At 72.8% G+C, this 16,678-nt stretch carries 15 protein-coding genes; 6 read left to right on the top strand and 9 right to left on the bottom strand.

Annotated elements, in window-relative coordinates; genetic code table 11:
* Nucleotides 1-79: 79 nt before the first annotated feature.
* The 4 genes from ABEB07_RS13400 to ABEB07_RS13385 all read right to left on the bottom strand — a co-directional run bounded on the left by ABEB07_RS13400 (nucleotide 80) and on the right by ABEB07_RS13385 (nucleotide 4,783).
* Entirely contained in the window at nucleotides 80-697 is a 618-nt protein-coding gene (locus ABEB07_RS13400) for a TetR/AcrR family transcriptional regulator (RefSeq protein WP_345668520.1), read from the bottom strand.
* Nucleotides 698-768: 71 nt separating this feature from the next.
* The gene (locus tag ABEB07_RS13395) at nucleotides 769-1,971 is read right to left on the bottom strand and encodes a cytochrome P450 (RefSeq protein WP_345668519.1); all 1,203 of its coding nucleotides are present in this window, start codon (nucleotides 1,969-1,971) and stop codon (nucleotides 769-771) included.
* A gap of 413 nt (nucleotides 1,972-2,384) precedes the next feature.
* Nucleotides 2,385-3,482, bottom strand: coding sequence for a lytic polysaccharide monooxygenase (locus ABEB07_RS13390; RefSeq protein WP_345668518.1), 1,098 nt, complete (start codon nucleotides 3,480-3,482; stop codon nucleotides 2,385-2,387).
* Between the two features lie 224 nt (nucleotides 3,483-3,706).
* Nucleotides 3,707-4,783: a LacI family DNA-binding transcriptional regulator gene (locus tag ABEB07_RS13385; RefSeq protein WP_345668517.1), complete on the bottom strand. Its 1,077-nt coding sequence runs from the start codon at nucleotides 4,781-4,783 to the stop codon at nucleotides 3,707-3,709.
* Between the two features lie 205 nt (nucleotides 4,784-4,988).
* On the opposite strand from ABEB07_RS13385, the gene ABEB07_RS13380 reads away from it, so the two are divergent.
* Together ABEB07_RS13380 and ABEB07_RS13375 are read left to right on the top strand one after the other, a co-directional pair.
* Complete coding sequence (locus ABEB07_RS13380; RefSeq protein WP_176151635.1) at nucleotides 4,989-5,345, top strand: PRC-barrel domain-containing protein; 357 nt, start codon at nucleotides 4,989-4,991, stop codon at nucleotides 5,343-5,345.
* Between the two features lie 108 nt (nucleotides 5,346-5,453).
* The gene (locus ABEB07_RS13375; protein WP_176151634.1) at nucleotides 5,454-5,627 is read left to right on the top strand and encodes a hypothetical protein; all 174 of its coding nucleotides are present in this window, start codon (nucleotides 5,454-5,456) and stop codon (nucleotides 5,625-5,627) included.
* Nucleotides 5,628-5,705: 78 nt separating this feature from the next.
* On the opposite strand, the gene proP is transcribed toward ABEB07_RS13375, so the two are convergent.
* The gene (gene proP / locus ABEB07_RS13370) at nucleotides 5,706-7,214 is read right to left on the bottom strand and encodes a glycine betaine/L-proline transporter ProP (RefSeq protein ID WP_164585138.1); all 1,509 of its coding nucleotides are present in this window, start codon (nucleotides 7,212-7,214) and stop codon (nucleotides 5,706-5,708) included.
* A gap of 214 nt (nucleotides 7,215-7,428) precedes the next feature.
* Between proP and ABEB07_RS13365 the strand changes: the two genes are divergently transcribed.
* The gene (locus ABEB07_RS13365; RefSeq protein WP_345668516.1) at nucleotides 7,429-9,828 is read left to right on the top strand and encodes a GH92 family glycosyl hydrolase; all 2,400 of its coding nucleotides are present in this window, start codon (nucleotides 7,429-7,431) and stop codon (nucleotides 9,826-9,828) included.
* A 19-nt stretch (nucleotides 9,829-9,847) separates the two neighbouring features.
* Here the strand turns inward: ABEB07_RS13365 and ABEB07_RS13360 are convergent, their stop codons facing one another.
* Nucleotides 9,848-10,531 (bottom strand): class I SAM-dependent DNA methyltransferase, encoded by a 684-nt coding sequence (locus ABEB07_RS13360; RefSeq protein WP_345668515.1) that lies wholly within the window; start codon nucleotides 10,529-10,531, stop codon nucleotides 9,848-9,850.
* Nucleotides 10,532-10,722: 191 nt separating this feature from the next.
* Here ABEB07_RS13360 and ABEB07_RS13355 point away from each other — a divergent pair, with 191 nt between their 5' ends.
* Nucleotides 10,723-11,307: a TerD family protein gene (locus ABEB07_RS13355; protein ID WP_345668514.1), complete on the top strand. Its 585-nt coding sequence runs from the start codon at nucleotides 10,723-10,725 to the stop codon at nucleotides 11,305-11,307.
* A gap of 117 nt (nucleotides 11,308-11,424) precedes the next feature.
* Here the strand turns inward: ABEB07_RS13355 and snpA are convergent, their stop codons facing one another.
* Nucleotides 11,425-12,120, bottom strand: coding sequence for a snapalysin (snpA, locus tag ABEB07_RS13350; RefSeq protein WP_345668513.1), 696 nt, complete (start codon nucleotides 12,118-12,120; stop codon nucleotides 11,425-11,427).
* Nucleotides 12,121-12,310: 190 nt separating this feature from the next.
* Between snpA and ABEB07_RS13345 the strand changes: the two genes are divergently transcribed.
* A complete protein-coding gene (locus ABEB07_RS13345) occupies nucleotides 12,311-13,378 on the top strand; it encodes a LysR family transcriptional regulator (RefSeq protein ID WP_345668512.1) in 1,068 nt (355 codons plus the stop codon).
* A gap of 22 nt (nucleotides 13,379-13,400) precedes the next feature.
* Here ABEB07_RS13345 and ABEB07_RS13340 read toward each other — a convergent pair whose 3' ends face one another.
* Nucleotides 13,401-13,748: a DUF1330 domain-containing protein gene (locus ABEB07_RS13340; protein ID WP_164588440.1), complete on the bottom strand. Its 348-nt coding sequence runs from the start codon at nucleotides 13,746-13,748 to the stop codon at nucleotides 13,401-13,403.
* A gap of 101 nt (nucleotides 13,749-13,849) precedes the next feature.
* Nucleotides 13,850-14,911: a DUF3533 domain-containing protein gene (locus ABEB07_RS13335; protein ID WP_176151629.1), complete on the bottom strand. Its 1,062-nt coding sequence runs from the start codon at nucleotides 14,909-14,911 to the stop codon at nucleotides 13,850-13,852.
* A gap of 297 nt (nucleotides 14,912-15,208) precedes the next feature.
* Between ABEB07_RS13335 and ABEB07_RS13330 the strand changes: the two genes are divergently transcribed.
* A complete protein-coding gene (locus ABEB07_RS13330) occupies nucleotides 15,209-16,639 on the top strand; it encodes an amino acid permease (protein ID WP_345668511.1) in 1,431 nt (476 codons plus the stop codon).
* The last annotated feature ends 39 nt before the right edge of the window (nucleotides 16,640-16,678 follow it).

Raw genomic sequence — 16,678 nt, 5'->3', positions numbered from 1 at the left:
CTTCAGGTGTCACATCAGCCACCACACCACCTTGCCCCCGAATTCGCATTCGTAACGTGGCAGTATGCGAAGAAGATCTTCAGATGATGCGCGGGTGTGCGGGGGCGCCCTGCCGGGCGGTGTCTACGAGGGCGCGCAGACAGGCCATGAAGAGGGGGTGTGTGCCGGGTGCGTCGTCGTGCCGCAGGACGGTGCCGAAGTACTGGCTCAGCGCGGCGCCCACGGCGGCGCCGATGACGGCGTGCATCGGGTGGGACTCGGGCAGTCCGGTCGCGGCCGCGAGCGCGGGACCGGTCAGGCGCACCGCCTCGGTCAGCTGGCTGCTGCCGTGCGCCTTGAGCGCGGGGTTGGCCTCGAACATGGCGGTGAGCAGCGCCAGCAGCTCCGGGTCCAGGGCGTCGGCCTCACCGGTGAGCCAGGTGTCGACGACGTCCAGGAAGCCGCTTCCGGGCCGGTCCCGGAAGACGGCGGTGAGCCGGGCCGCGATCTCGTCGGGCACGGACAGGGCGATGTCGTGCTTGGAGGGGAAGTACATCGACACGGTGCGGGGGGCGACCTCGGCCGCCTCGGCGATGTCGGCGACGGTGGTGCCGTCGTAGCCCCGCTCGGCGAACAGGCGCATGCCCGAGCGCCTGATCGCCTCCCGGCGCCGGGCCTTGCTCCGCTCCCGGTGGGACGTTCCGGTCTCGCCAGTCATGGCTCGTAGCGTAGTCGGGCCGGACGGCCTGCGGCCCGGGCCGCCTCAGGTGTGCGCGCGGGCCGGGGCGGTCACACCTCGTCCCAGGCCACGAGCATCTTCGAGAAGCCCTTCACGCCGGAGCCGGTCTTGCGCGCCAGGTCGTCGCCGGTGCCGGCCAGGCGCAGGCCGGGCAGCCGGGTCAGCAGGGTGCGCAGGGTCACCTGGAGTTCCATCCGGGCCAGTTGCGCGCCCAGGCAGTGGTGCGGGCCGTGGCCGAAGCCGACGTGCGTGGCCTCCTGCCGGGTCAGGTCCAGCGCCTCGGGGCAGGTGTAGACGGCCCGGTCGCGGTTGGCCGACACGTTGGAGGCGACGACCGGTTCGCCGGCGCGGACCACGCCGCCGCTCAGCGCCACGTCCTCCAGGGCGTAGCGGGCGATCCCCGCGTCGCCGAGGGGCACGAACCGCATGAGTTCCTCCACCGCCCGGGGCACGAGGTCCGGCTCGGCGCGGAGCCGGGCCAGCTGGTCGGGGTGGTCGAGCAGGGTGTGCACGAAGTTCGGGATCTGGCTGGCGGTCGTCTCGTGGCCGGCGACCAGCACGCTGACGCCCATGGCCACGAGTTCGTCCTCGGTGAGCCGGTCCTCCTCGTCGCGCGCGGCGACCATCACGCCGAGCAGGTCGTCCTTGGGCTCCTTGCGCCGTTCGGCGATCAGGGCGGCCATGTAGGCGGACAGCTCGTCGGCGCAGCGCTCCACCTCCTGCGGGGTGAAGCGCGTGGTGGACAGCAGGGCGTCCGACCACACCCGGAAGCGGGTGCGGTCCTCCAGCGGCACGCCGAGCAGTTCGCAGATCACCGTGACCGGCAGCGGCAGGGCGAAGCCGGCGACCAGGTCGGCGGGCGGTCCTTGGGCGATCATGGCGTCGACGAGTCCGTCGGCGATGGCCTGGGCGCGCACCCTCAGTTCCTGCACCCGGCGGACGGTGAAGGCCTTGGCCACCACCCGCCGGAGCCGGGTGTGCTCGGGCGGGTCGAACTCCAGGATGTTGCCGGGCAGGCCGCGGTGGTAGCGGGTGCGGGGCTCGTCCTCGCGCACCGCTCTGGCCCGGCTGAAGCGGGAGTCGCCGAGTACGGTCTTCACGTCCTCGTACCGGGTCACCAGCCAGGCCGGCTCCCCGTGCGGCAGCCGCACCGGGCACAGCGGCTCGCTCTCCCGGAGTTCTTCGAAGCGCGGTTCGACGTACAGCTCGTCGGTGACCTTGAACGGGTAGGGCCGAGGGTTGCCGATGGTCATGAGGTGCCGCCTCTCGTGGGGGGAGAGCCATCCGCACGCGATGTCGCGACGCCGGCCGGTCCGTCGTGCCGGCGGCCGCGTCCGGTGTCCGGACCGTCGTATTTCTCCAGTATTCGGCACCCTAGGCAATCTTGCAGGGGGCGGCAATATTGCTTTCGGCCGCATCGTTGTCGGCCGGGTCGGCCGCCCGGCGGGCGGTGCGCGGCGCGGCGGCTCGCACCGGTTGGGCGGCAAATGTTCCGCCCGCGGCGGCCCGGGGCCTCGGGGTGAGCGCCGCCGGGCTCGGCCGAGCGGACGTTTCCGGACTCCGCCGCGCCCGCGGGGCGGGCCGGAACGCGGCGAGGCGGGGGCCGTGGTCCCCGCCTCCTGTCGTCTCCGCGTGCGCCCGGGGGTTCCGGGCCGCTACCTCCTCGTCACGGACCGGTGCAGCCGATCGAGCCGACCGGGTAGTCGTTGCCCGTGGAGGTGGCGGTGAACCCGAAGGTGACACTGCCGTCGGGTGGGACGACCCGGTTGTAGTCCGCGTTCACGACCGTGACCGTGCCGTCGGCGGCCGTGGTCAGGGTGCCGTTCCAGGCGGTGCCGATCCGGGTGCCGGCGCCCGGCTTCCACGCCACCGTCCAGCCGTTGAGCGGCGTGGTGCCGTGGTTCATCACTTCCACGGATCCCTGGAACCCGCCGCTCCAGGAGTTGGTCACGGTGTACACGGCCATGCAGGAGCCGGTGTGCGGGTCGGTCGGGGTGGGCGTGGGAGTGGGCGTCGGGGTCGGGGTCGGGGTGGGCGTCGGGGCGCCCTGGCCGCGGATGCCGGTCACCTCGCCGTGACCGCCGTCGAAGACGACGTCCGAGCAGGAGAAGAAGTTCTCCTGACTGTCCGAACGCACCCACTGGATGAAGATCAGCGCGTCACCGGAGCGGCCGGAGGGCAGCTTCAGGTCCCAGTAGTAGTGGCCGCCGTCGGCGCCCGGCGAGCCCTGCTGCGGCGGGTTGGTGACCGTCTGGACCAGGTCGAGGTCGGCCCAGCGCAGCGCGGAGGTCGGCGACCAGCCCGCCTTGGTCACGTAGATCCTGAAGTCGCCCGGGTGCGCGGCCCAGTTGCTGTACTGCGCCTGGATGGTCGCCCCGGAGGTCAGGTGCGTCCTCGGCCAGTCGGCGCGGGCGGCGTTGTACGCCGAGAAGTCGTACGGCGACTTGTCGCCCGCGCTGCACAGGGTCCCGTCCGGTACGTAACCGGAGCCCCGGCCGCCGGCGTTGGAGTCGAGCACGGCGAACCAGTTGTACAGCGCGGTCGCGCCGCTCTTGGCCAGCGCGTCCTTGCAGGCGGGGTTGGTCGGGTCGAGGGCGCCGGTGCTGGTCTGGGCGTCCAGATGGCACAGGTAGGTGCGCGATCCGGGGAGCATCGCCACGCCGTGCGCCTCGGCGCGGCCCTGCCCGAGGAGGGTCAGCCCCAGGGCTGCGAGGAGGGTGGCGAAGGCCGCCGCCACCGACAGGAGTCTGCTGCGTCGAGCCACGTCGGGATCCTTCCGTGGAGGAGGGGTGAGCCGGTTCCGTTCTCTTCGTGCCTCTTCATGCCTCTTCGTACGGGACGTCCGGTGGGCGTCGGTGCTCGGCGCCCACCGGAGTGGGAGCGCTCCCAATACCGGTTGGTCGGGACTGTAGGAGCAACACATGTCCCTGACAAGACTGCGCGCGCACGCCCGAAAGGTTTCGGTGAAGCGGCCCCCGGACGTCCGCCTCAGGCCGATTCCCTGAGCACCAGCTCCGTGCGCAGCAGCACACGGCGCCGGGCCGCACCCCGCTCCGCCGTCTCTCCCGACCCCTCCCTCTCCCCTGTGTCCCTCATGTCTCCCGTGTCTCGCATCTCCTCCAGCAGTAGGCCGACCAGCGCGCGGCCCATCTCCGCCATCGGCTGGCGGACCGTGGTGAGCTGCGGGACGGTGTCCCGGGCGAGCGGGAAGTCGTCGAAGCCGATCACGGCGACGTCCTCGGGCACCCGGCGGCCCGCCTCGCGCAGGGCGGTCAGCGCACCGGCCGCGGTGGTGTCCGAGGCGGCCAGCACCGCGTCGACGCCCGGGTGCCGGGCCAGGAGCTCCGCCATCGCGCGCCGGCCGCTCGCCTCGGTGAAGTCGCCTCCGGCCGTCCAGGAAGGGCCGCCGTCCAGTCCGGCCCGTGCCAGGGCCTCCCGGTAGCCGCGCAGCCGGCACTGGGCGACGTACATGTCCAGCGGTCCGGTGATGGTGGCGATCGCGGTACGCCCCTGGCCGACCAGGTGGTCGACGGCGTCGCGGGCTCCGCCGGCGTTGTCCGCGTCGACGTAGGGAATGCGCTCGTCGCCCGAGCGCCGGCCGAGCAGGACGGTGGGCAGCCGTGCCTCGGCGAGCATGTCGGGCAGCGCGTCGTCGGCGCGCACCGACACCAGCAGCACCCCGTCGACCCGGCCGCCGCGCGCGTACTCCACGAACCGCTTGCGTTCCTCGTCGGTGCGGATGAGGGTGAGCAGGAGCTGCACGCCGGTCTCGGCGAGGGCGTCGCCGACGCCGTGCACGGTCTCGGCGAAGAACGGCTCGCCGAACAGCCGCCAGTCCCGCTCCGTCATGGCGAGCGCGACGGCGTCCGCGCGCCGTCCGGCCAGGGAGCGGGCCGCGAGATTGGGGACGTACCCCAGCTCGGCGATGGCCTCGCGTACGGCGCGGCGGGTCGACTCCTTCACTCCCGCCGCGTTGTTGACGACGCGCGAGACGGTGCCCCGCCCCACACCCGCGCGGGCGGCCACCTCCTCCAGCGTCGGCGTGTCCGGGCGCCGCCTGCCCATGGCCACCTCCCCCAAGGAAGCTCCGATCCTACGGCCCCGGCGCGCCGTGCGCCCGTGCGACCGCTCCCCCGGCGCCCGCCACGGTCACGGTCGCGCGCGATGAGGTGATCGACGGGTTCCGGCGGCCCCGGTCGCCGTGAAAATGCCGGGGGGAGGGGTAGGTGATGTTCCAGCCAGTGAATCGCGCGCAACAGTGGAGGACCCCATGTTCGAGGCACAGGACATCCGCGAGTGGCGGGGGCACGCCGTGCACGGGGGCGACGGCAGCAAGATCGGCGAGCTGGAGGCCGTCTACGTCGACACGATCACGGACCAGCCGTTCTTCGCCACCGTGAAGACGGGCATGCTCGGGCGGCAGCGGCTGGTGTTCGTGCCGCTCGCCGGGGCGACCGTCAGCCCCAGCCGGCTCAACGTCGCCTACGACAAGAAGTACGTCAAGGACGCCCCGTCCATCGACACCGACGGGGAGCTTCCCGTGGGGGACGAGCCGGCGGTGTTCGAGCACTACGGGCTGCCGTACGAGACCGGCGCGGCCGGGCAGCGGCGGCTGGCCCGGCGCTGAGCCGCGGGCCGTCCGCGGCCCCGGACCGGCCGTGCCCCCGGCCCACGAGTCCCTGACCACCGCCCTTCCGGCAGTCCTCTGCCGGTGGCCCGAGAAAGCGATCGGACAATGCTGGCCCTCTTCCTGTTCCTCATCCTGGTGGCCGTCGTCCTCGGAGTGATCGGCGTCGCCGCTTCCGGTCTGATGTACCTGCTGATCATCGGCATCGTGGTGTTCGTCGCCGACGTGCTCCTGCTGGGCCTGAGGCTCGGCGGACGACGCGGCAGGCGTCCGGCGCGCTGAGCGCGACGAGGGGGAGCCCGCCGGTGCTCCGGCGGGCTCCCCCTCGTGTCCACGGGTCCGGCGACCGGTCCGCCCGCCTCAGAACCTGGGAGTCGCCGCCTGGCTCTCGACCAGGCGCGCGGCCTCCTCGGGCGTCGCCACCGACGGCGGGGAGCCCGCCAGCGGGCGGCGCGCCGTCTCCTTCATGCAGGCCACCGAGACCACGCCGACCAGGGCCGCCGCCATCGCGTAGTAGGCGGGCATCAGCTCGCTTCCGGTGGCGGAGATCAGCGCGGTGATCACCAGCGGGGTGGTGCCGCCGAACACGGACGTGGAGAGGTTGTAGCCGATGGACAGGGAGCCGTAGCGCACCTGGGTCGGGAAAAGCGCGGGCAGCGCGGCGGACATCGTGCCGAGCAGGCACACCAGGGACAGTCCGAGGATCAGCATCCCCGCGGACACCGCGACCAGGCCGCCCTGCTGGACCAGCAGGAAGGCCGGCACCGACAGCACGAAGAAGCCGAGCATGCCGGCCATCAGGACCGGCTTGCGGCCGATCCGGTCGGAGAGCCGGCCCACCTGGTTGACCAGCAGCATCAGCACCACCATCGTGGCGATCAGGATGAGCAGGCCGTGGGTCTCGGAGTAGCCCATCTCGTCCGACAGGTACGTCGGCATGTACGACAGGAGCATGTAGTCGGCGATGTTGTAGCCGCCGACCAGGCAGACGCACAGCAGGAGGGTCGGCCAGTAGTCGCGGAAGATCTTCGCCAGGTCGCCCTTGGCGGTGGTCTCGACCGCGGTCGCCGCCTCCGAGGCCCGGTGCGGGGAGGCGTCCTCCAGCTTCCGGAAGGCGGGCGTCTCGTCCAGCTTGAGCCGCAGGTACAGGCCGATCAGTCCGATGGGCCCGGCCACCAGGAACGGCACCCGCCAGCCCCAGGACTCCATGCCGTCGCTGCCGAGCAGCGAGGTCAGGACGGTCACCAGGCCGGCCGCGCCGACGTAGCCGGCCAGCGTGCCCAGTTCAAGGAAGCTGCCGAAGAAGCCGCGGCGCCGGTCGGGCGCGTACTCGGCGATGAACGTGGAGGCGCCGCCGTACTCGCCGCCGGTCGAGAAGCCCTGCACCAGCCGGAAGAGGATCAGCAGCACGGGCGCCCAGAAGCCGATCATGGCGTAGGGCGGGATCAGGCCGATGGCGAAGGTGCCGACGGCCATCATGATCATGGTCAGGGCGAGGACCTTCTTGCGGCCGATCTTGTCGCCCATCGGGCCGAACACCATGCCGCCGAGCGGGCGCACCAGGAAGGACACGGCGAACGTCGCGAACGACGACAGCAACTGCACGGTGTCGTTCCCGGACGGGAAGAACACATGGCCGATGGTGACCGCGAGATAGCTGTAGATGCCGAAGTCGAACCACTCCATGGCGTTGCCGAGCGAGGCCGCCTTCACGGCCCGGCGCACGGCGGCCTCGTCGGTGACCGTGATGTCGGTCCGCCGCAGGGGCGGGTTCCTGCGGCGCTGGACGGCCCGGAACAGCGTGCGGTGGCGTCTGAGGGCCGCTGGATCGGCGTCGATCTCGTGAAGACCGGCTTCGTTGTCCGCCATGGTGGTTCCTCTCTGCCTTCGCCCGCTCGTGCAGAGACCGCCTGCTCACTCGTGGCACCGGCAAACGGACCGGTCGCCGGGAGCGAGATTCACCACGTCCGGTTGCGGGTGTGACGGGCGGAATTGTGGTGACCGGCCCTCCCCCGCAGTGGCGGCCGGTACTCCCCGCCCGCCGTGTCACGGCTCTTGCCGCCGCGGCGGTTCCCGTGCTGTCATGCCCCTGACCGATCGCTTGACAACGTTGTCCGAGACAGGAGGTCCTGTGCGCGCCGGACCCTTTCCAGACACCCGCGCCCGATGGCTGCGCGGTCTGCGCCTGTGCGTGGCGGGGGCGGTGGCGGCGTCCGCGCTGCTGACCGCGCCCGTCGCCGCGCAGGCCGCCGAACAGCACGGCGGAGCCCTCACCGACCTGGTCAATCCGTTCATCGGCACCCAGAACGAGGGGAACACCTATCCCGGGGCCGCCGTCCCGTTCGGCATGGTGCAGCTGTCGCCCGACACCGGGCACAACACCGGCTACGACTACGCCGAGGACCACATCCGCGGCTTCTCCCTGGTCCACCTCTCCGGGGTGGGCTGCGGGCTGGGCGGCGATCTGCCGGTGCTGCCGACCATCGGCGACGTCACCCAGACCGACTACGCGAAGTACGCGGCCGGCTTCTCCCACGAGGACGAGTCGGCGAGCCCCGGCTACTACCGGGTCGGCCTGGACTCCGGCATCGGGGCGGAGCTGACCGCGACCGCCCGCACCGGCGTGCAGCGCTACACCTTCCCCGCCACCGACAAGGCCAACGTGCTGCTCGACGCCGGGCAGGCGCTGCACCGCATGGTCTCCACCGAGGTCGAGATCCTCGACAACCGCACCGTGCGCACCGCGATCACCGGCCGCGGCTTCTGCCAGGACACCCTGCCGTACACCGTCTACACGATCACCCGCTTCGACCGGCCGTTCACCGCGTACGGCACCTGGGACGGCTCGACGGTGACACCGGGCTCGGCCACCGGCCACGGCGGCGCCTACGTCCGGTTCGACACCACCAAGGACCGTACCGTCGAGGCGACCACCGCGCTGTCCTACGTCGACGCGGCCGGCGCCGCCGGCAACCTGCGGGCGGAGGGCGGGCGTTCGTTCGACACCGTGCGGACCGCCGCCCGGCGCGCCTGGGAGAAGCGGCTCGACGGCGTCCGGGTGTCCGGCGGCGCCGACACCGCGCGCCGCACCTTCTACTCGGCGCTGTACCGGTCGTTCCTGGCGCCCAACGTCGGCAGCGACGCCGACGGCCGCTACACCGGCTGGGACCGGCGCGTGCACCGCACCGACGGGTTCACGTACTACCAGAACTGGTCGCTGTGGGACACCTACCGCACCCAGACGCAGCTGCTGTCCCTGCTCGCGCCGCGCGAGGCCCGCGACATGGCGGTCTCCGTCGTCCACATCGCCGAGGAGAGCGGCTGGCTGCCCAAGTGGGGCTACGGCACGGTCGAGACGAACATCATGACCGGCGACCCGGTCACCCCGTTCCTCACCAACGCCTACCAGCAGGGACTGCTCAAGGGGTACGAGGAGCGGGCGTACCGGGCGCTCAAGCGGAACGCCGACTCGGTGCCGCCGGCCGCCTCGCCCGCGGTGGGCCGCGAGGGCAACGAGGAGTATCTGAGGAACGGGTTCGTCCCGTACCTCAAGGACCGCCCGCACGCCAAGCCCGGTGACTCGGACTACGACCACGGCGCCTCGGCCACGCTGGAGTACGCCCTGTCGGACGCGATGCTCGCCCAGATGGCCCGGGACCTGGGCCACCGGCAGGACGCCGACCGCTACGCGGCCCGCTCCCGCGACTACCGGACCGTCTTCGACCCGTCGACCGGGTTCTTCCGGGCGCGCGACGCCTCCGGCGCCTTCACCGGGCCGGCGGACCCCGCGCAGAGCGAGGGCTTCCACGAGGGGACGTCCTGGCAGTACCAGTGGCTGGTGCCGCAGGACCTGCCGGGAATGGTCGGCCTCATCGGCGGCACCCGGGCGGCCAACGACCGGCTGGACTCCTTCTTCGCCTACGACCGGCTGCTGAAGGACCCGGCGGGGACGGCGCGCGAGGTGTGGGTCAACGGGCCGTACGACTACTACAACGCCGACAAGTACAACCCGCAGAACGAACCCGACCTCATCGCCCCGTACACGTATCTGTCGACCGGGCAGCCGTGGAAGACCACCGACGTGGTGCACGCCGCGCTCACCCTGTTCACCGACACCCCGACGGGCATGACCGGCAACGACGACCTGGGCACCATGTCCGCCTGGGTGGTGCTGTCCTCCATCGGGCTGTTCCCGGTGCAGCCCGGGTACGACACCTGGGGGCTGTCCACGCCGGTCTTCGACCGGGTCGACCTGACACTCGACCGCCGCTACAGCCCGCACGGCCGGCTGACGATCACGGCGCGCGGAACGTCGGACGCCGACCGGTACGCGCAGGGGCTGCGCGCCGACGGATCGCGCTACGACCGGACGTATCTCACCACCGGTGCGCTGCGCTCCCTGCGGACCCTGGACTTCACCGTCGGTCCGCGGCCGTCGGCGTGGGCGACGGGGCCGCACGCGGCGCCACCCGCGCTGAACTGACCGGGCGCCGGCGCCGAGTTCAGTCGCGGCGCCGGCACCGCAGGAAGAGGTGCTCCTCGGGCGGCACGTCGGCGCCGTCCGGGGCGTAGCCGCGGGAGCTCTCCTCGACGACGTCGAAGCCCGCCGCCTCGACCACCCGGCGCAGCTCGGCGCGCGGATGGCCGGAGACCCGGATCCGGCGGCCGAGGAACGGGATCGGGACGTCGTCCACGTCGGCCTCGACCATCGACAGCGCGAACAGCCCTGTCGGCGCCAGTGACTGACGTACCGTCAGCAGCGCTCCGGGGATCTCGGCCCGGGGCAGCATGAGCAGGGAGAAGAAGGCCGTGGCCGCGTCGAAGCGGCCCAGGTCGCAGGGGCCGCCGGGGCCGAGGTCCGCGAGGTCGGCCTGGTGGAACTCGGCGCCGGGCACCTGGGCGCGGGCCCGGGCGACCATGCCGGCCGACAGGTCGACGCCGACGACCCGCATCCCCGCCTCCGCCAGCCGGCGGGCGGTGGGCACACCGGTGCCGCAGCCGAGGTCCAGCACCCGCGATCCGGCGGGCAGGGACGCGACGAGCCACTCGGTGGCCGAGATCTGCCCCTCCTTGTGCGGGAACGCCTCGTCGTAGCGGTCGCCGATGGCGTCGAACGCCTCGGCCTGGCCGGTGCGGTCGCGCGGCGGGCCCGCACCCTCGCGCTCTCCGAAGACGTTGCTGCTCATCCGCTGTCTCCCCCTCGTCCTCGGCACCTGGCCGTTGCCGACCCTACCGGGCGGGCGGCGGTGGTGGGGAGGCTGCGGGACGGGCGGCGTACCGGGAGGAAACGGTCAACCGTGGACCACTTGTGGGCGTGGGCGCGGCCTCCGTGCAGACTTTGCCGTGACGCGATCTCACCACGGAGGACGATCCACGCATGATTACGCTGACGAAGGAAGACGGCCCGGCGGACCTGGACGGGGTCACCCATCTGTCCATCGGCGTGTCCTGGGACCCGACCGCGGGATCCAGCGGCGGGGTCATGGGGGTGCTCCGCCGCAAGACCGGCACCGACCTGGACCTCATCGCCATCGCGCTCCAGGGCTCGGACCCGGTGCGCCTGGCGGGCCTCGACTCGCTGGACCCCATGGGCAACGGCTCCCTGGTGCACAGCGGTGACAACCAGACCGGCCGCGGGGACGGCGACGACGAGACCGTGACGGTCGAGTTCGCCCGGATACCGCCGAACATCACCGCGATCGTGTTCGTCGCGGCCGCGTTCAAGAAGGGCAGTTCCTTCCAGAAGGCGCGCAACATCAGCTTCAAGGTGTACGACGCGACCGGCGGCAGCTCGCAGCAGGTCGCCGACATCTGGCCCAGCCTGCTGACCCAGGACAACGGCTGCGCCGTGGCCAAGGCGGTCCGGGTCGGCGGCGCCTGGAAGCTGGAAGTGATCAACACGACCGGGAAGATCAAGCAGGGCGACGAGCACGCCCTGATGCGCTTCGCCGTCAGCAAGTAGCCCCCGCCGGTGGGGCGTCCGGCGGCGGCGAGAACCCTGGTGCGGGGGCGCGGACCGGGTGCGGGGGCGCGGACCGGGGTGCGAGCCCCGGACCGCGCCCCCGCTGCCGGCGTCGGGTCAGCGCGTCGCGGCGAGCTTGGCGACCGCCTGGGCCAGGCCGTTGGCCCACAGCTGGTTGACCCGGGACCGCTCGGCGGCGTTCGGGTAGCGGTTGGTGCAGGACGTGCCGGGGCCGCCGCCCGACATCAGCTCGCTGCACGGGCCGCTGTAGTGGTCCGGCAGACCCAGCACATGTCCGGTCTCGTGCGCGGTGACGCGGATCGAGTCGTACTGCCGGTTCTGCGCGTAGTCCAGGAAGATGTAGCCGCTGCCGTGGCCGTTGGTGGAGGCGTAGGAGCCGCGCGAGTCGTTGCCCTCGTAGTAGGCGAAGTCGGCGCTGCCCGAGGTGGCCTGGAGCTTGACGTTCGACACCGAGCTGTTCCAGATCGAGGCGGCGCTCGATATCTGCGAGCGGAAGCTCGGCGCCTGGGCGGTGCTGTAGTAGACGGTCACCGACTGGAGGTCCGGCTGGGCGGCCTGCCGCTTGGCGACCGACTGGAGCACGGCGTCGAAGAACGCCTTGTTGGCGGCGCTCTCCTGGGCCGAGCCCGCGTAGTGGGCGTAGCCGGCGACGGCGGTCGTGGCCGGGGCGGCGGGCTGCGCGGCGGCGGGGACCGCCGTGCCGAGCGCGGCCGAGGCCAGGCCGAGGCCGAGCGCGAGGGCCACCAGTCTGCGGCCGGACTTCGGGGAGTTGCTGTGCGTGCGCTGTGACATCACGTGGGGGCTCCTACTCGTTCCCTGTGGGGTGTGAACGATCGGTTGTGCAGGAGTCTCGGGCCGAGCGGCGCCGTCGCGGATGATGGCAAGTGGGGATAGCGCGGGGCTATCGGGGGGCCGACTCGTCCATTTCCATTGGGATTTGAACATCTGGCGGGCGGTCCCGGAGCCGCCCTACGCTGCGCCCATGGAGCTCGAGGTCAGACATCTGCGCGTCCTCTGCGCCATCGCGGACACCGGCAGTCTGCACCGGGCGGCGCGTGAACTCGGCATGGCGCAGCCCTCGTTGAGCACCCAGTTGCGGCGGATCGAGCAGGCGCTGGGCGGGCAGCTCTTCGTCCGGGCGCGCACCGGGTGCCGGGCCACGCCGCTGGGGCACGAGGTGCTCGGCCGGGCCCGGCCGCTGGTCGCCGAACTGGCCGCGCTCGTCACCGAGACCCGGGCGGCGGCCGCGCGGGCGGCCTGCGGGCAGCGGCTGCGCATCGGGTCGACCGCCAGCCGGGCCATCCCGGGCTGGCTGCGCCGGCTGCGCGCCCGGGCGCCGCGGACCGAACCGGCGCTCCAGATGGACGTGTCGGCGAACTCCCTGCTGCGCATGGTGGTGTCGGGGCGGCTCGACACGGCCTTCGTGCACGAGGTCGAGGGCACTCCGCTGCGGGTGCCGCCCGGACTGTGCCTGCGGGTGCTGGTGGAGCGGGAGCCGCAGTTCGTCACCCTGGCCGCGGACCATCCGGCGGCCGTCCGGCGCGAGGTCGCGCTCGGGGATCTCGCCGGGGACCGGTGGATGGTGGACTCCACCGTCGACGGCGAATGGGACGCGCTGCGCCGGGTGCTGCGGGCGGCCGGGCAGGAACCCGACATGCTGCACGGCGACTACCTCACGGCGTACTCACTGGCCGCGATCGGTGAGGTGGTCACGGTCAGCCAGCCCACCGCGCATCCGCGCGCCGACCTCGCCCTGCGGCCGCTGCGCGGGGACCCGATCGGGGTACGGCTGCTGCTCGCGGCCCGTACGGAGGAGGAGGTGGACGGCGTCTTCGAGGAGTTGGCCGACGCCTACCGGGAGGCGGCGGCGCAGTCGCCGGTGTACCGCGACTGGCTGGAGCGGTCGGCGGCGGGCGGCGCGGCATGGGCCGCGGACCTGTGCGGGACGGTGGCCGGGGGGTGGGGGCGGGGCCGGACGGCGGACGGTCCGCTGGTGTCCGTCCTCGACGGCGGCCCGCTCGCCGCCGGGCGGCGGGGAGCGGGCCGGTGAGGGGCGTACGCCCGGGCGGCGGTCACCCGGTCGGCAGCGCCTCGCGGATCGCGCCGGCCGTTCCGGTCGGGTCGTAGTTCTCCGGGACGCCCGGGACCAGGATGATGTCGCCCTCGATGTGGCGGGCGCGCAGGGGGGCGATCTCCCGGTAGGCGGGCGAGTCCCACCAGGCGCGCGCCTCGGTCATCGCGGGGAAGGAGATCATGACGACGTGGCCGGGCCAGGCGCCCTCCTTCACCTCGTGCTGCGCGGCGTGCACCAGGAACCGGCCGCCGTAGGGCTCGAAGGTGCCGCTGATGCGCTCCATGTACTCGGCGATCTCCGGGTGCGGGGCGGCCTCGCGCAGGTGGGCGATGGCGTAGGCGGTCATGGCGTCCTCCGGTCGGTCGGCTCGTACGGTCGGCTTCGTACGACGACGAGCCTGGCAGACGCCGTGGGCCGGGGTCGATGACCTCTCGGGTAAGGCGTCGCTCAGGCGGCGGCGTGGGCGGGGGCGGCGGCCCGGCCGCCGGGGTGACGGTGGCGCCAGAACCAGAACACCGCGCAGGAGACGACGGCCCAGGCGGCCAGCACCAGGAAGGGGAAGGCGTGCTGGTGGCCGGCGAAGTAGACGGCCGTGTGCTGCGCGTTCACCGAGGCTCCCGGCGGCAGCCACTGGCCGATGACGCCGAGCACGGAGGGCAGCAGCGGCCAGGAGACCGCGCCGCCCGAGGACGGGTTGCCGAGCAGGACCATCAGCCCCCAGGTCGGCAGCATGGCCCAGCGGCCGAAGAGGGTGTTGAACATGGTGAAGACCATGCCGGAGGCGAACATCGTCAGCGCGAGGATCATCCACGACTCGACGAACGGCAGGTGGACCGCGCCCAGCAGCCAGTCCACCACCGCCGCGATCACGAACCCGCCGAGCAGGGCGTAGGCCACCGTGAAGAGGATGCGTTCGAACGGGTTGAGCGCGCGGGCGTGCACGCTGAGCTGGATGGCGCCCACGAAGCCGATGATCACGGCCGCGAGCGAGATGTAGAAGATCGCCAGCCCGCGCGGGTCGCCCTTCTGCAGCGGCTTGAGGTCGCGCACTGTGACGGGCGCGCCGGACGCCTTGCCGACCTGCTGTGCCGCCTCCACCAGCACCTGGGCGACCGTCGCCCCCGAGGCGCTGGAGACGTCGAGCACGAAGGCGTCGCCCGCCGCGGGGATCTCCAGCACGGCGAACACCCGCTGGTCGTCCACGTCCGTCTCGGCCGCGGCCCGGTCGTCGTAGGCGTGCAGTTGCAGGGAGGCGGCCAGCGCCTTCTCCATGCCGGCGACGAAGCGCCGCCCCTGCGGCTGGTCGTAGGCGCCGACGACCGCGGTGGGGATGGTGTGCGGGGTGGGGTTGGCCATGGCGTAGGTGTAGGAGCCGGCGAAGAGCCCGGCGGCGGCGGCCAGGATCAGCGTCAGCACGGTCGCGGGCAGGAAGGGCGAGGCGCGGAAGGCGGCCCAGCGCTGGGCCGGGGTGGGCGGCCGGCCGTGTTCTCCGTGCGACAACTCGGGCATGTCGCCCACGCTAGATCATCACGCCCGCGCTCCCCCCGCCGAAGACGCCCCCGCCACGCCCGGCGCCCTCGATCACGCCCGGACGCCGGTACCCCCGACCCGTTCTCCGGCGCCGTGCCGCGGGCTCCCCCGTCCGCAGGATTCCCGGCCCCCGGGCCCTGGTGGCGCACTTCTTGCGGTGCGGCGCTCGGCCATACGGGACAAAAATGTCTGATTTGGCACTACCTCGGCACATGCCGGACCATGGAGTCCGTCCGGCGATCCTGGACACCAGTTCGATGGGAGGCGCACCACTCCATGCACGTCAACGGGACCGCCGCACAGCCGGCTCCGGCCCCGCGGGACGGCTCCGCGGCCCCCGCCCCTGGCGATCCCGTCCAGGACACCTCCGGCCGGCACGCCCGCCGTTTCGGGCTGCCCGTCGCCACCGCCCTGGTCATGGGCAACATCATCGGCGGCGGCATCTTCCTGCTGCCCGCCTCCGTCGCCCCGTACGGCACCGTCAGCCTGGTCGCCTTCGGCGTCCTGACCGCCGGGGCCATCGCACTCGCCCTGGTCTTCGGCCGGCTCGCCCAGCGCGACCCGCGCACCGGCGGCCCCTACGTCTACGCCCGCGAGGCGTTCGGCGACTTCGCCGGCTTCCTCGCGGCCTGGGCGTACTGGATCACCACCTGGGTGTCGAACGCCGCCCTCGCCGTCGCCGCCGTCGGCTACCTCGACGTGCTGATCCCGGTCGGCGGCCACCGCTGGACGGCGTGTCTGGCGGCGCTGGTCATCCAGTGGCTGCCCGCGCTCGCCAACTTCGCCGGGACCCGCTACGTGGGCGCCGTGCAGCTGGTCTCCACGGTGCTGAAGTTCCTGCCGCTGCTGCTCGTCGCGGTGGGCGGGCTGTTCTTCTTCGACCCGCGCAACCTCGGCCCGTTCAACGCCAGTGGCCAGAGTCCGATCGGCGCCGTCTCCGCCTCCGCGGCGCTGCTGCTGTTCTCCTACCTCGGGGTGGAGTCGGCCGCCGTGAGCGCGGGCGAGGTCAAGAACCCCCGGCGCAACGTGGGGCGCGCCACCGTGATCGGCACCGCGGGCGCGGCGCTGGTGTATCTGCTGGGCACCCTCTCCGTCTTCGGCACGGTCCCCCACGACCGGCTGGTGACGTCCGCCGCGCCCTTCTCGGACGCCGTGAACGCCATGTTCGGCGGCGGCTGGGGCGGCTGGGCCGTCGCGGCGGCCGCGCTGGTCTCGATGACCGGCTGCCTCAACGGCTGGACGCTGCTGAGCGCCCAGACCCCCTACGCCGCGGCCCGGGACGGGCTGTTCCCGGCCGCGTTCGCGCGCCGGCGCCGGGGCGTGCCGACCGTCGGCGTGGGCGTGACCGTCGTCCTGGCCTCGCTGCTCACCGTCTACAACTACACGTCGGGCTCGGCCAAGGTCTTCCAGGTCCTGGTGCTGGTGACGACGTTCACGGCGACCGTGCCGTATCTGCTGGCCTCGGCCGCGCAGCTCACACACCTGGTGTCGGGGCGGCGCGAGCTGGTGAACCCGGCGCGGCTGGTGCGCGACCTGGTGGTCGCCTCGGTCGCGGCGGGCTTCTCGCTGTGGCTCGTGGCGGGCGCCGGGTACGCGGCCGTGTACCAGGGCGTGCTGTTCCTGTTCGCCGGCGTCGTCGTGTACGCCGTGCTGGCGGGCCGCAGGCGCGGCGCACCGGCTGACGGTCCGGGCGGCGGCACGCAGTGAGCCGCCGGGCCTGAGCGAACGGCCGGAGCCGGGGCGGAC

It is taken from the genome of Streptomyces similanensis (assembly GCF_039543625.1).
GTDB classification, from domain to species: Bacteria; Actinomycetota; Actinomycetes; order Streptomycetales; family Streptomycetaceae; genus Streptomyces; species Streptomyces similanensis.
The sequence above is the reverse complement of the archived record's forward strand: the minus strand, read 5'-3'. Positions and strand labels throughout refer to the sequence as shown.

What these genes read in the sequence shown, in the direction of transcription:
- ABEB07_RS13400 (WP_345668520.1), bottom strand. Translation starts at nt 697, where the DNA reads ATGACTGGCGAGACCGGAACGTCCCACCGGGAGCGGAGCAAGGCCCGG.
- ABEB07_RS13395 (WP_345668519.1), bottom strand. Translation starts at nt 1,971, where the DNA reads ATGACCATCGGCAACCCTCGGCCCTACCCGTTCAAGGTCACCGACGAG.
- ABEB07_RS13385 (WP_345668517.1), bottom strand. Translation starts at nt 4,783, where the DNA reads ATGGGCAGGCGGCGCCCGGACACGCCGACGCTGGAGGAGGTGGCCGCC.
- ABEB07_RS13380 (WP_176151635.1), top strand. Translation starts at nt 4,989, where the DNA reads ATGTTCGAGGCACAGGACATCCGCGAGTGGCGGGGGCACGCCGTGCAC.
- ABEB07_RS13375 (WP_176151634.1), top strand. Translation starts at nt 5,454, where the DNA reads ATGCTGGCCCTCTTCCTGTTCCTCATCCTGGTGGCCGTCGTCCTCGGA.
- proP (WP_164585138.1), bottom strand. Translation starts at nt 7,214, where the DNA reads ATGGCGGACAACGAAGCCGGTCTTCACGAGATCGACGCCGATCCAGCG.
- ABEB07_RS13365 (WP_345668516.1), top strand. Translation starts at nt 7,429, where the DNA reads ATGCCCCTGACCGATCGCTTGACAACGTTGTCCGAGACAGGAGGTCCT.
- ABEB07_RS13360 (WP_345668515.1), bottom strand. Translation starts at nt 10,531, where the DNA reads ATGAGCAGCAACGTCTTCGGAGAGCGCGAGGGTGCGGGCCCGCCGCGC.
- ABEB07_RS13355 (WP_345668514.1), top strand. Translation starts at nt 10,723, where the DNA reads ATGATTACGCTGACGAAGGAAGACGGCCCGGCGGACCTGGACGGGGTC.
- snpA (WP_345668513.1), bottom strand. Translation starts at nt 12,120, where the DNA reads ATGTCACAGCGCACGCACAGCAACTCCCCGAAGTCCGGCCGCAGACTG.
- ABEB07_RS13345 (WP_345668512.1), top strand. Translation starts at nt 12,311, where the DNA reads ATGGAGCTCGAGGTCAGACATCTGCGCGTCCTCTGCGCCATCGCGGAC.
- ABEB07_RS13340 (WP_164588440.1), bottom strand. Translation starts at nt 13,748, where the DNA reads ATGACCGCCTACGCCATCGCCCACCTGCGCGAGGCCGCCCCGCACCCG.
- ABEB07_RS13335 (WP_176151629.1), bottom strand. Translation starts at nt 14,911, where the DNA reads ATGCCCGAGTTGTCGCACGGAGAACACGGCCGGCCGCCCACCCCGGCC.
- ABEB07_RS13330 (WP_345668511.1), top strand. Translation starts at nt 15,209, where the DNA reads ATGCACGTCAACGGGACCGCCGCACAGCCGGCTCCGGCCCCGCGGGAC.